The organism is Phyllobacterium sp., from assembly GCF_037994405.1.
Lineage (GTDB): Bacteria > Pseudomonadota > Alphaproteobacteria > Rhizobiales > Rhizobiaceae > Phyllobacterium.
In genome coordinates this window covers 1-11,285 of the sequence record NZ_JBBNAN010000303.1, presented here as the reverse complement: position 1 = coordinate 11,285, position 11,285 = coordinate 1, and the positions used below count along the sequence as shown (strand labels likewise).

At 57.9% G+C, this 11,285-nt stretch carries 16 protein-coding genes and 1 pseudogene; 12 read left to right on the top strand and 5 right to left on the bottom strand.

All coding sequences use genetic code 11. The annotated features are described in order from the left end of the window. The first annotated feature begins 55 nt into the window (after nt 1-55). From purQ to AAAC48_RS16915, 5 genes are all read left to right on the top strand, one after another. A complete protein-coding gene (gene purQ, locus AAAC48_RS16935) occupies nt 56-724 on the top strand; it encodes a phosphoribosylformylglycinamidine synthase subunit PurQ (RefSeq protein ID WP_340655302.1) in 669 nt (222 codons plus the stop codon). Between the two features lie 72 nt (nt 725-796). Further along, a complete protein-coding gene (locus tag AAAC48_RS16930; RefSeq protein WP_340655301.1) occupies nt 797-1,027 on the top strand; it encodes an AbrB/MazE/SpoVT family DNA-binding domain-containing protein in 231 nt (76 codons plus the stop codon). After that, a complete protein-coding gene (locus tag AAAC48_RS16925; RefSeq protein WP_340655300.1) occupies nt 1,005-1,421 on the top strand; it encodes a PIN domain-containing protein in 417 nt (138 codons plus the stop codon). Before AAAC48_RS16930 ends, AAAC48_RS16925 begins: the two co-directional genes overlap by 23 nt. 81 nt (nt 1,422-1,502) lie before the next feature. Further along, nucleotides 1,503-2,162, top strand: coding sequence for a glutathione S-transferase family protein (locus AAAC48_RS16920; protein ID WP_340655299.1), 660 nt, complete (start codon nt 1,503-1,505; stop codon nt 2,160-2,162). Nucleotides 2,163-2,236: 74 nt separating this feature from the next. After that, complete coding sequence (locus AAAC48_RS16915) at nt 2,237-2,653, top strand: hypothetical protein (RefSeq protein WP_340655298.1); 417 nt, start codon at nt 2,237-2,239, stop codon at nt 2,651-2,653. Between the two features lie 41 nt (nt 2,654-2,694). Here the strand turns inward: AAAC48_RS16915 and AAAC48_RS16910 are convergent, their stop codons facing one another. Further along, complete coding sequence (locus AAAC48_RS16910) at nt 2,695-2,916, bottom strand: DUF1127 domain-containing protein (protein WP_340655297.1); 222 nt, start codon at nt 2,914-2,916, stop codon at nt 2,695-2,697. A 10-nt stretch (nt 2,917-2,926) separates the two neighbouring features. Next, nucleotides 2,927-3,160, bottom strand: coding sequence for a DUF1127 domain-containing protein (locus AAAC48_RS16905; RefSeq protein ID WP_340655296.1), 234 nt, complete (start codon nt 3,158-3,160; stop codon nt 2,927-2,929). A gap of 93 nt (nt 3,161-3,253) precedes the next feature. Between AAAC48_RS16905 and AAAC48_RS16900 the strand changes: the two genes are divergently transcribed. From AAAC48_RS16900 to AAAC48_RS16890, 3 genes are all read left to right on the top strand, one after another. After that, nucleotides 3,254-4,666 (top strand): PLP-dependent aminotransferase family protein, encoded by a 1,413-nt coding sequence (locus AAAC48_RS16900; protein WP_340655295.1) that lies wholly within the window; start codon nt 3,254-3,256, stop codon nt 4,664-4,666. Between the two features lie 90 nt (nt 4,667-4,756). Next, on the top strand, nt 4,757-4,987 hold the full coding sequence (locus tag AAAC48_RS16895) for a type II toxin-antitoxin system RelE/ParE family toxin (protein ID WP_340655294.1): 231 nt from the start codon (nt 4,757-4,759) through the stop codon (nt 4,985-4,987). Between the two features lie 4 nt (nt 4,988-4,991). Further along, nucleotides 4,992-5,273, top strand: a complete 282-nt coding sequence (locus AAAC48_RS16890; protein WP_340655293.1) for a helix-turn-helix transcriptional regulator — start codon at nt 4,992-4,994, stop codon at nt 5,271-5,273. Nucleotides 5,274-5,284: 11 nt separating this feature from the next. On the opposite strand, the gene AAAC48_RS16885 is transcribed toward AAAC48_RS16890, so the two are convergent. Together AAAC48_RS16885 and AAAC48_RS16880 are read right to left on the bottom strand one after the other, a co-directional pair. Beyond that, the gene (locus AAAC48_RS16885) at nt 5,285-5,611 is read right to left on the bottom strand and encodes a DUF1330 domain-containing protein (RefSeq protein ID WP_340655292.1); all 327 of its coding nucleotides are present in this window, start codon (nt 5,609-5,611) and stop codon (nt 5,285-5,287) included. A gap of 117 nt (nt 5,612-5,728) precedes the next feature. Next, the gene (locus AAAC48_RS16880) at nt 5,729-6,496 is read right to left on the bottom strand and encodes an SDR family oxidoreductase (RefSeq protein ID WP_340655291.1); all 768 of its coding nucleotides are present in this window, start codon (nt 6,494-6,496) and stop codon (nt 5,729-5,731) included. A gap of 209 nt (nt 6,497-6,705) precedes the next feature. Here AAAC48_RS16880 and purL point away from each other — a divergent pair, with 209 nt between their 5' ends. The 4 genes from purL (at nt 6,706) to AAAC48_RS16860 (ending at nt 11,002) form a co-directional block, all read left to right on the top strand. Next, complete coding sequence (gene purL, locus AAAC48_RS16875; RefSeq protein WP_340655290.1) at nt 6,706-8,937, top strand: phosphoribosylformylglycinamidine synthase subunit PurL; 2,232 nt, start codon at nt 6,706-6,708, stop codon at nt 8,935-8,937. A 12-nt stretch (nt 8,938-8,949) separates the two neighbouring features. Beyond that, on the top strand, nt 8,950-9,183 hold the full coding sequence (locus tag AAAC48_RS16870) for a BolA family transcriptional regulator (RefSeq protein ID WP_099998651.1): 234 nt from the start codon (nt 8,950-8,952) through the stop codon (nt 9,181-9,183). A 130-nt stretch (nt 9,184-9,313) separates the two neighbouring features. Continuing rightward, a complete protein-coding gene (grxD, locus tag AAAC48_RS16865; RefSeq protein ID WP_340655289.1) occupies nt 9,314-9,646 on the top strand; it encodes a Grx4 family monothiol glutaredoxin in 333 nt (110 codons plus the stop codon). 150 nt (nt 9,647-9,796) lie between these two features. Then, on the top strand, nt 9,797-11,002 hold the full coding sequence (locus tag AAAC48_RS16860) for a multidrug effflux MFS transporter (protein WP_340655303.1): 1,206 nt from the start codon (nt 9,797-9,799) through the stop codon (nt 11,000-11,002). 142 nt (nt 11,003-11,144) lie between these two features. On the opposite strand, the pseudogene AAAC48_RS16855 reads toward AAAC48_RS16860, so the two are convergent. Beyond that, a pseudogene (locus AAAC48_RS16855) lies at nt 11,145-11,285 on the bottom strand (tRNA 2-thiocytidine(32) synthetase TtcA); the annotation flags it as partial.

The following is an 11,285-nucleotide window of genomic DNA, read 5'->3' as shown; positions in this document are numbered from 1 at the left end:
ACCGTCTCGAACTTCGGGAACTCGCAGAAGCACAAGCAAGGTTTGAATCACACCCATGAAATCAGCAGTTGTCCTCCTTCCCGGCCTTAACCGCGACCGCGACATGATTGCGGCGCTGACGAAGATTTCCGGCGTTGCGCCGCACACGGTCTGGCAAACCGACACGGAAATTCCGGATGTCGACCTGATCGTCATCCCTGGCGGCTTCTCCTATGGCGACTATCTGCGCTGCGGCGCGATCGCCGCGCGCATGCCGGTCATGCAGGCGATCCGCAAGAGGGCCGATAAGGGCGTCATGGTGATGGGCGTCTGCAACGGCTTCCAGATCCTGGTAGAAGCAGGGCTGCTGCCTGGCGCTCTTATGCGCAACGCTTCTTTGAAATTCGTCTGCCGCGAAGTGAAGCTCGAGGTGACGAACGCCAATACCGGTTTCACGCGCGGTTATTCCCACGGTCAGATCATCCGCTGCCCCGTCGCCCATCATGATGGCAACTACTTTGCCGATGAAGAGACACTGGCGCGTATCGAGGGCAATGGCCAGGTGGTCTTCCGCTATGCGCAAGGTACCAACCCGAACGGCTCGATCAATGATATCGCCGGTATCATCAACGAGAACGGCAATGTTCTCGGGCTGATGCCACACCCGGAAAACCTCATTGAAGCCGCCCATGGCGGAACCGACGGCCGCGCGTTGTTCAGCGGCATTCTCGGGGTTGCTGCCTGAATCACCCCCTCCAAATATTGACGGAACACCCCTCTGGATATACATTATGATCGTATATCCAGAGGAGCCGTCATGCGCGTGGCAAAATGGGGTAATAGCCTCGCCATCCGATTGCCCGCAACGGTTGTAGACGCATTGGGTCTCAAGGAGGGTACCGAGATCGAAATCCGCGTGGCGGACGAGCGCACCTTCGATATCGCACACGATCGTAGTCGCGAGCGCGCGCTGGAACGCATCCGCGCTTTTGGCAAGAAACTGCCTGCCGACTGGAAGTTCGATCGTGACGAAGCCAATGCCCGGTGAATTTCTGGATACCAATGTCCTGATTTATGCCTTTACCGATGATTCGCGCAGCCACAAGGCGCAGGAGCTTCTTGCCCGAGGTTGTACGATCGGGGTGCAAGTTCTGAACGAATTCACCAATGTTGCCCGGCGCAAACTCAAAATGAACTGGGGTGAAGTTGGTGATGCACTTTCGTCGATCCGAATTCTCTGCCCAACCGTGGTTCCCATGGACCTTGATATTCATGATGAAGCACTCGTTATTGCCGAACGGTATGGCTTGCAGATTGTCGACGCGCTCATGGTCGCATCCGCCAAGCATTGCAGATGCGATGTTCTCTGGTCCGACGACATGCAAGATGGCATGATCATCGACGATCGACTCCAAATCATCGATCCCTTCCGTCTTCCTTGATCTCTGCAGGCATTCCTATACGGTTGGACGAAGCAGTCTCCGCCACCACAGGGGGATTGCGCTTAAACGGAGGAAACTGGAATGAAACTCTACTCGCGGCCGCTATCTCCCTATTCCTCCATCGTCCGTTGCATCGCCTACTACAAACAGGCACCGATCAAGATTGTCGCGCCGCCGCAGGGCTTTCCGATACCGGAAGAATTCCGGGCCATCTCGCCGTTCAAACGTATTCCTGTTTTGATTACCGGCTCTGGCCTCACCATCATTGAGGCATCGGTGATTGCCGAATATCTGGAAGAGCATTTCCCCCAACCTTCATTGCTCCCTGCAGATTCACGCGATCGCGCCATCGTGCGCATGACGGCGCGGGCCGCGGAGCTCGAAGTCTTGGCCCCCGTGATGGAGCTGTTCGAGCTTCTCTACCTCAAATCGAAGGATGAAGCCCGCATTTCCAAACTGTTCCAACAGATGGAGATAGGCTTGACGGAAGTCGAGAAGCGCCTGTGCCACGGCCCCTATGCGCTGGGTGACACGATGACGCTTGCCGACGCATGGCTGACGCCGACACGCTTCGTCTTCAACGGTTTCCGTGAAATGTCGGGCCGAAAAGACCTGCTCGATCCCTATCCAAAATTTGATGCCTATCAGCAACTGATTGTTCAGGATCCGGTGCTATCGCTGGTCTGGTACGAAATGACGGACGGCCTCAAAGTGTTCCAGGGCGAACTCGAGTCCGCCTGATCACCCCCAATTTCAAGTGCTGTTGCGTCCCTTGTGCGCCAAGGGGCGCACGGCGCAGCAGTGGAGAATGACGCATGAAGACGCCGACGATCGGTATCGCCGTAATGATCGCGCTTGCGGTGCTTGCCGGGTGCCAATCGAAGAGCAAACCGGGACCGGGTTCCCTTGCCTTCAATTCCGAAAAGGCTGCGCTGCCGACGATGGAGCGCGTAGCTCTTGCTGCCAATAATTGCTGGTTTAAATCGGGCGATTCAAGCTTCAAGCCCTATCGATTGGCCCCAGAACTCGATTCTTATTCCGGGCGGCCGCGTATTTTGGTCGTACCGGCGAGCAATCCAGGTGGGCGCCCGCTTCTGGTGGTTCATGCCGAGGGCAATCCGGCGAAAGTCGAGGCTTTCGGTCCGCTCATGATGCATTCTGCCGGCAACCGTATCGCGGCTGATGTTCGCCGCTGGGCAGACGGGCAGTCATCCTGCTCGGCGCACGGCTGAAATAAGGTGAAGCCGGTGCAATCACGCCGGCTTCATCGCTATCAAGCGGAAAAATAGTTACCAAGATCCGCTTCGACATGGTCGCGCGTCAGACCGATGTCCTTGAGCCCATCATCACCAAGCTCGGCAAGTTGCAGCCGGGTACGACGTCTAAGCAGAGCATTTTCCACCCACGTAGCAACGCGCATCATACCCGTGCTTTGCAGTCCGCATGCCAGGCCCTGCCGTGCGGGCATATTGGAATTGGCAGCAGTGTTCATCATCGTCTCCATCTCAATCCCAGAAAAAGCGCTTGATCTCGCGCCGAGCTTCGGCCGGCGAAACCCCGATATCTTCCAGTAGATCATTGCTAAGTTCGCTAAGATGCATACGCGTTCGACGCTTCAACATTGCGCTGTTGAACCAGTCGACCAGCGTCGCTGCGGAGGGTAACAATCTGCCGTTTTCTGTCGATGCTTTATGACTTTCTGAGCCATCGCACCTTCTTATTGTATCGATTGTACTCATTGTCTTGTCCTTGGGAGGGGCCAATTTGTCTTAATTTCGTGCTATTGTTGTATGCATTGACTCAATTGGAATCGCAATGTAATAATTGTCACCATGACAAATTGGCTCCCTGACCTGGACAATGGCAAAGGCCCGCTATACCTGCGGCTGGCCGAAAGAATTGAATCTGATATTGCGCAGGGCGTTCTCGCGCCCGGCACGAAACTCCCGCCGCAGCGCAACCTTGCCTTCGATATCGGCGTGACCATCGGCACGGTGGGCCGCGCCTATAACCTCATCCGCGAGCGCGGCCTTGTCAGCGGCGAGGTCGGACGTGGCACCTATGTGACGGATCACAAGGAAACGTCACTCGTGCCCCCGCCGCATACCGAACCCTTCGGCGGCACCCGCGGTCCGGTTGCCGCGCCCGGCAAAATTCGCATGGACAGTACGGCGGCAATCGAAGTCGGCCAATCCGATGCTATGGAACGGCTGCTTGCGCAGATCACGAAACAGTATCCGAGTGAGATCGCCAGCTACTCCCGCATCCTGCCTGCATCCTGGCAGCAGGCAGGAAGCCAATGGCTGTCCGCCGCCGGCTGGACGCCGGAACCTTCCTCAATTGTGCCCACACTTGGTGCCCATTCGGCAATTCTCGCAGTGATCGCAGCAATTACAGTTCCGGGCGACAAGATCGCTTTCGAGGATTTGACCTATTGTTCTGCGGCGCGCAGCGTCAACCTCATGGGGCGACGCAGCATAATAATGCAAACCCAGAATGGAAGTTTGACGCCCGACGACTTCGAACGGCATTGCGCACACCAGCATCCGAAGCTGGTCTTCCTGATGCCTTCACTGCACAATCCGACCGCGACCACCATGCCGGAGGAACACCGCCGCGAGATCGTTGAGATCGCCCGGCGTTACAATGTCTGGATCATCGAGGACGAGATCTACGGCTCGGTATTGACGCATGACTACGTCAAAATCGCCGAACTCGCGCCGGAGCGGACATTCCACATTGGCGGTCTGTCCAAATCTGTAGCGGCGGGCGTGCGCGGCGGGTGGGTCGCCTGCCCTCCCCATCTTGCGCCACGCGTTCTCACCGCCCACAAGATGGTCACGGGCGGCCTCCCCTTCGTCATGTCGGAACTGGCCGCGCAACTGGTAAATTCCGGCGAGGCCGACACGATCCGCGCCAAGGTCCGGGCAGAGGTTTCAGCGCGCGAGGCGATCGCCCGATCGGTATTTGCCGGCATGGATTTCGTTTCGCAGTCCCTGTCACCGTTTCTGTGGATGAAGCTGCCGGACCCCTGGCTTTCAGGCACGTTCAAAAGTGCAGCGCTCAATGAAGGCGTGCTGATTGACGACGAAGACGAGTTCAAGCCAGGCCGCACCGACAAAGTGTTTCACCGCGTGCGCCTCGGCCTGACCGTGCCCACGACACGGCAAGAAGTGACGCAGGGGTTCACGATCCTGCGCCGGCTGATGGAAACTGACAATGCGAGTTATGATAGCTATTCGTGACTTTGGTTGACTGGACAAAATGGCGTTTGACAAAATGGGCCGCGCTCGGATGGCGCAGGTGAAGAGTTTATTATTGCCAACATTAATTTTATGCTTTTTTTGATATTAGGTGATTTTGATGAGATAGAGGTTCTCAATGAAGCCGTCTGTCAAGCATTTGCGCGGAAGCTCTGGGAAATGCGCCCAAGCGCAGGTGGGAACGATGGTCGAGCTCTTTGTGTAACCGCCAAAGGCTCCAGGATTATCATCGTGGCGGCATTTATGAAGAAGGGCCAAAAAACACCTGGCTTGATCTGGCAGAAGAAACAGCAAAAGGCGTGATCTGATGACCATTTCCGTCCAAACACTGAAAGAGCGCTGGAGCCGTGACCCAGCATTTCGCAAGGCTTACGACAAGGTAAGTCCTGAAATGGAAATTGCTTTTGCAATTGCCGAAGCACGTCACCGCGCAAAACTCACTCAGGCACAGCTGGCAGAAAAAATCGGCTCTTCCCAAGCGATGGTGGCCCGCTGGGAACGTGGGACAACTATGCCTTCAAAAAAATCACTAGCAAAGGTAGCGCAGGCGACGGGTTCGCGCCTGCGCGTGCAGCTGGAAGCGGATTAACCCCTCGGTCCTCACCCCTTGCCAAGATAAGGAATCGTTCCCGCGATATCGGTATCGTCGATGAGCTGGAAACGGCTTTCGCTGCCGTCCTGGCGAGCCTTGGCGAAACGGTCGTATTCCGGGTCGTTGGCGAAGGCCTCAGCTGCTGCCGCTGAAGGAAACTGCAAAATGGCGATGAGGGTAGTATCGAGCGGCTTGCCCTCAAGCACCTTAATATTGCCGCTACGTGCGAGATATTTACCACCATGCTTATGGACAATGCCATGCACTGCAGCAGCATATTCCGGAACCCATCTGTCATCCGTTACCTTGACGTCTGCGATGAGGTAAGCCGTCATTGTTCTATCTCCCTATGTCAGGTCGTCTGACCTGCGCTACCGGTGACCCGATGACAGTTTCACACGGGAAGGCCGGCAACTCCAGTTCAAGAACTGTACCGGGCAGACCCGTTCACCTCAAATCGCGGTAAAGCCGTTATCGACGAACAGGTGCGTGCCGGTGATGAAGCTCGCCTCATCGCTTGCCAGGAACAGTGCGGCACGGGCAACCTCCTCCGGTTCGCCGATTCGTCCCTGCGCCGCAGTCATGGCCTCCTCCGAGACGTCCACTCCCATCTTCTGTAGTTCATCGACCTCGCGCAGACCGTGCGGCGTCCTGATGAAGCCCGGGCAAACCGCATTGCAGCGGATATTGCGATCGCGGAATTCCACGGCAATCGCTCGAGCGAACATGTGGCAGGCGCCCTTGGTGGTATCATAGAGAACTTCCATTGGCGTCGCCGCAACCGCGGAAATGGACGAGGTACAGACGATCGAGCCGCCGCCGGCCTCGAGCATGTGCGGGATGACGGCGCGGGTCATCAGATACATGGAGCGCACATTGACCGCGTGCAGCCACTCCCATTCTTCGAGTGTCGTTTCGAGAAACGGCTTGATGACGATGGTGCCCGCATGGTTGAACAGCACGGTGATGCTGCCGAATTTCTGCGCGACACCTGCGACAGCCTTTTGCACTTGAGCCTCATCGGAAACATCGGCAACGAAATAGGCTGCCTCCCCGCCAGCAGCCGTGATCTCGGCAACCGTCGCAGCCGAGGCCTGTTCGTTGCGATCGATGATCGCGACTTTGGCGCCCTCCGCCGCGAAAAGCTTCGATGCCGCTCCGCCCATGCCGGTCGCTCCGCCGGAAATGATTGCTACCTTGCCCGCCAGTCTGCCCGTCATCTTGATCCCCTCCGCAGGAAACGGTGTCCGAAAGCAAAACCTTATGCCCCGCATATGCACCGGACAAGGGTCGCGTGACGGCTCCGCAGTCCTCTTTGTTGATTCCGCCCGTTTTTCCTGTCGCCTCGCAGCAGAACCGGTTCCATTTGGAAATTCTTTGCTCTAAAGAGAGGCAAAAGCCGCCCTCTCGCACGGATGCTCCAGAACCCATGACCAAAGCCGATACCCGCCCGATCACACCGGAACTCGTTGCTTCGCACGGGCTGAAGCCGGACGAATATCAACGCATCCTCGATCTGATCGGGCGCGAGCCGAGCTTTACCGAGCTTGGCATCTTCTCCGCCATGTGGAACGAGCACTGCTCGTACAAATCTTCGAAGAAGTGGTTGCGGACGCTGCCGACAACTGGTCCGCAGGTTATTCAGGGTCCGGGTGAGAATGCCGGCGTCGTTGATATTGGCGATGGTGATTGCGTGGTCTTCAAGATGGAGAGCCACAACCACCCGTCCTATATCGAACCCTATCAGGGTGCTGCGACCGGCGTCGGCGGGATCCTGCGCGACGTGTTTACGATGGGTGCACGGCCGATTGCGGCGATGAACGCGCTGCGCTTTGGCGAGCCGGCGCATCCGAAGACACGTCATCTCGTTTCCGGTGTCGTCGAAGGCGTTGGCGGCTACGGCAATTCGTTCGGCGTACCGACGGTCGGTGGCGAAGTGAATTTCGACGCGCGCTATAATGGCAATATTCTCGTCAATGCCTTTGCTGCCGGCCTTGCCAAGACGAACGCGATCTTCCTGTCGCAAGCCAAGGGCGTTGGCCTCCCCGTCGTGTATCTCGGTGCCAAGACCGGCCGCGACGGCGTTGGCGGTGCGACCATGGCATCGGCGGAATTCGACGAAACAATCGACGAAAAGCGCCCGACCGTTCAGGTCGGTGATCCCTTCACCGAAAAATGCCTGCTCGAGGCCTCGCTCGAACTGATGGCGTCCGGCGCCGTCATCGCCATCCAGGATATGGGTGCCGCCGGCCTCACCTGCTCGGCGGTGGAAATGGGTGCCAAGGGCAATCTCGGCATCGAACTCAACCTCGACAGCGTGCCGGTCCGCGAAGAGCGCATGACCGCCTATGAGATGATGCTGTCCGAGAGCCAGGAGCGCATGCTCATGGTGCTGCGTCCTGAAAAGGAAGAAGAGGCCGAGGCCATCTTCCGGAAATGGGGCCTGGATTTCGCCATTGTCGGCTACACCACCGACGATCTGCGTTTCCGCGTGCTGCATGACGGCGAGGAAGTCGCCAATCTGCCGATCAAGGATCTCGGCGACCAGGCGCCGGAATATGACCGTCCATGGATGGAGCCGGGCAAGCATGCGCCGCTCCCTGCGGCCAATGTGCCGGAAGTCGCAGACTATGGCGCGGCTCTCCTGCAGATGATCGGCTCGCCCGATCTCTCCTCGCGCCGCTGGGTCTACGAGCAATACGACACGCTGATCCAGGGCAATTCCCTGCAGGTTCCCGGCGGCGATGCGGGTGTTGTGCGTGTCGAGGGCCATCGCAGCAAGGCGCTGGCCTTTTCCTCCGACGTTACACCGCGCTATTGCGAGGCCGATCCTTACGAAGGTGGCAAGCAGGCCGTCGCCGAATGCTGGCGCAACCTGACCGCCGTTGGCGCCGAGCCGCTGGCTGCAACCGACAATCTCAATTTCGGCAATCCGGAGCGGCCCGAAATCATGGGCCAGCTGGTCAAGGCTGTTGGCGGTATCGGCGATGCCTGCCGCGCGCTGGCCTTCCCCATCGTTTCCGGCAACGTCTCGCTCTACAACGAGACCAATGGCCAGGCGATCCTGCCGACGCCGACGATTGCGGGCGTGGGCCTCATCCCCGACTGGACAAAGACCGCAAAAATCGGCGGCATGCGCGATGGCGATGTGCTTATCCTGCTCGGCGGTGATGGTAGCCATCTTGGCCAGTCGATTTACCTGCGCGACCTGCATGGCCGTGCCGATGGCCCAGCGCCTGCCGTGGATCTAAATGCTGAGTGGCGCAACGGCAATTTCGTCCGCTCCGCCATCCGCAACGGCCAGGTGACGGCGTGCCACGATCTGTCCGATGGCGGCCTTGCCATTGCGCTCAGCGAAATGTGCATGGCTTCGGCCAAGGGCGCGAGCGTCGAAATCGGCGAAACCCACCCGCACGCTTTGCTCTTCGGTGAAGACCAGGCGCGCTATCTGGTCGCCGCCTCGCCGGAAATGGCCAATATCATTACGCTGAATGCAGAAGGCTGCGGTGTTCCGTTCCGCAAGCTCGCAACAGTTGGCGGCAATGCATTGACGATCGGGCGTCTACTCTCCATATCTGTAGCAGACCTGACAAAAGCACACGAATCGTGGTTCCCTGACTATATGAGCGGTCGGGCCGACGATAAAAACCAGGCCGCCTGAGGAGAAAACGAGATGGCAATGGACGCGCGCGATATCGAAAAAATGATTCGAGACGCCATTCCGGACGCAAAGGTCACGATCCGCGATCTGGCGGGCGACGGCGACCATTATGCCGCCGAAGTTGTCGCAGAAAGCTTTCGCGGCAAGTCACGCGTGCAGCAACACCAGATGGTCTATGATGCGCTGAAGGGCAACATGGGCGGCGTTCTGCATGCGCTCGCCCTGCAGACCAGCGCGCCGGAGTGATGCCTCGCGCGAGTTTGACTTGCGTTCACGCGCCCATCGTGCTTTTTCTGGGCAAAGAGTTGAGGTAAAATGACCTCGAACGCATTTTTTGGCTGCGATTCCTCCCCCCGCAGCTGCGAAAGGACCCGAAATGAGCGGTATCAACGAATTCATCGCCAATGAAGTCAAGAGCAACGACGTCGTTCTCTTCATGAAGGGCACCCCCGGTTTTCCGCAATGCGGCTTTTCCGGGCAGGTCGTGCAGATACTCGATTACATCGGCGTCGACTACAAGGGCGTAAACGTCCTGTCTTCCAACGAACTGCGCCAGGGCATCAAGGATTACTCGAACTGGCCGACCATCCCGCAGCTTTACGTGAAGGGTGAATTTGTCGGCGGATGCGATATCATCCGAGAGATGTTCCAGGCGGGCGAGTTGCAAACCCTCCTGAGCGAAAAGGGCGTCGCCATCAAGGCCGCCTGATTACGCAATAATTTCAATTGATTCCGGGGAAATCCGGAATCTTCATATCAAAGGCGTCGGCCGTTCCGACGCCTTTGTCTTTGTTTGTTATTCGCAGGTTTGATCATGGATGCCTCCACGAATACCTCGGCTGCTCCTCGTCTGAAGGGGATGGGCAAGGTTGAATTTATTGCGATGATGGCGATGCTGATGGCGATCAACGCCCTCGCTATCGACATCATGCTTCCGGGATTGCAACAGATCGGCGCCAGCCTTGGCGTGACCAGCGAGAACCACCGGCAATATGTGATCTCGGCCTATCTGATGGGTTTTGCGATTTCGCAGCTGCTCTACGGCCCGCTTTCCGATCGCTTCGGCCGCCGGGTCCCGATGTTCACCGGATTGATCGTCTACATCGTCTCAGCCATTGCCTGCGTCTTCGTTCCGAGCTTTACGTCGCTCCTGTTGTTCCGGCTGCTCCAGGGCATCGGCTCTGCGGCAACGCGCGTGATCACCATCTCCATCGTCCGCGACGTTTACGGCGGCCGGATGATGGCCGAAGTCATGTCGCTCATCATGATGGTGTTCATGATCGTACCGGTGATCGCGCCGGGCACGGGCCAGACAGTCATGCTGTTCGGCAACTGGCACCTGATCTTCATCTTCATGGCGGCCATCGCCAGCGCCGTGCTCGTCTGGGTCTATATCCGTCTGCCCGAAACATTGGATCCCGCCGATGTGAGACCCTTCACGCTGAAATCGGTGGCGCGGGGCTTCCAGATCGTCCTCACCAACCGCGTGGCTCTCTGTTACACACTGGCGAACTCGTTCATCTTCGGTGCCCTTTTCGGCTTCATCAATTCAGCGCAGCAGATCTATATCGGCATTTATGATCTCGGCGTCTGGTTCCCCGTCGCGTTTTCCGCAGTGGCGGTAATGATGGCGTTCTCGTCGTTCGTGAATTCGCGTTTCGTCGGACGTTTCGGCATGCGCCGCCTGTCACATGGCGCGCTCCTCGCGTTTATGAGCATCAACGGGTTGTGGCTGCTCCTGACGCTGTTCGGACCGCATCCAACGCCCTTTGTGCTCTATATGCTGTTCTTTGCCGCGGCGATGTTCCAGTTCGGCTGGATCGGCTCGAACTTCAACTCCCTGGCGATGGAACCGCTCGGCCATGTGGCCGGCACGGCATCGTCCGTTCTCGGATTCATGAGCACGGCAGGTGGCGGAGCTATCGGTGCATTGATCGGTCAGGCCTATGACGGAACGACGCTGCCCCTGGTTGCGGCCTTCTTCGTGCTGTCGCTCATCGGCCTGATTTTCGTGCTGATCGCCGAGCGGGGGAAATTGTTCCAGCCGCACAACAAGCCGGTTTGAGCGGAATACAAGCTGTTCTGCTAATGACGGGCTGGCAGAATAGTACGACGAGCATGCAGCTCTTAATCTTTCCATTTGGGAGAGATCAAGCGTTGCATAAGTGCTCATGCTTCTCAATTAAACTTTAGTGCTGCATGTAGGGTCACCGAGCTGTAACCAACCCGGCAAAATCGAAGATCTTGCGGTCGAGCAGATGGCTCGGACGCGTGTTGGCGAGCGCGCGGATCATCGTCTCCTTGCGGCCCGGCATGCGCTTTTCGATGTCGGCCAGCATGGCCTTCAT

Bases quoted from the DNA above. Each gene is read 5' to 3' on its own strand.
- purQ (WP_340655302.1), top strand. From the start codon at position 56: ATGAAATCAGCAGTTGTCCTCCTTCCCGGCCTTAACCGCGACCGCGAC.
- AAAC48_RS16930 (WP_340655301.1), top strand. From the start codon at position 797: ATGCGCGTGGCAAAATGGGGTAATAGCCTCGCCATCCGATTGCCCGCA.
- AAAC48_RS16920 (WP_340655299.1), top strand. From the start codon at position 1,503: ATGAAACTCTACTCGCGGCCGCTATCTCCCTATTCCTCCATCGTCCGT.
- AAAC48_RS16915 (WP_340655298.1), top strand. From the start codon at position 2,237: ATGAAGACGCCGACGATCGGTATCGCCGTAATGATCGCGCTTGCGGTG.
- AAAC48_RS16910 (WP_340655297.1), bottom strand. From the start codon at position 2,916: ATGATGAACACTGCTGCCAATTCCAATATGCCCGCACGGCAGGGCCTG.
- AAAC48_RS16905 (WP_340655296.1), bottom strand. From the start codon at position 3,160: ATGAGTACAATCGATACAATAAGAAGGTGCGATGGCTCAGAAAGTCAT.
- AAAC48_RS16900 (WP_340655295.1), top strand. From the start codon at position 3,254: ATGACAAATTGGCTCCCTGACCTGGACAATGGCAAAGGCCCGCTATAC.
- AAAC48_RS16895 (WP_340655294.1), top strand. From the start codon at position 4,757: ATGCTTTTTTTGATATTAGGTGATTTTGATGAGATAGAGGTTCTCAAT.
- AAAC48_RS16890 (WP_340655293.1), top strand. From the start codon at position 4,992: ATGACCATTTCCGTCCAAACACTGAAAGAGCGCTGGAGCCGTGACCCA.
- AAAC48_RS16885 (WP_340655292.1), bottom strand. From the start codon at position 5,611: ATGACGGCTTACCTCATCGCAGACGTCAAGGTAACGGATGACAGATGG.
- AAAC48_RS16880 (WP_340655291.1), bottom strand. From the start codon at position 6,496: ATGACGGGCAGACTGGCGGGCAAGGTAGCAATCATTTCCGGCGGAGCG.
- purL (WP_340655290.1), top strand. From the start codon at position 6,706: ATGACCAAAGCCGATACCCGCCCGATCACACCGGAACTCGTTGCTTCG.
- AAAC48_RS16870 (WP_099998651.1), top strand. From the start codon at position 8,950: ATGGCAATGGACGCGCGCGATATCGAAAAAATGATTCGAGACGCCATT.
- grxD (WP_340655289.1), top strand. From the start codon at position 9,314: ATGAGCGGTATCAACGAATTCATCGCCAATGAAGTCAAGAGCAACGAC.
- AAAC48_RS16860 (WP_340655303.1), top strand. From the start codon at position 9,797: ATGGGCAAGGTTGAATTTATTGCGATGATGGCGATGCTGATGGCGATC.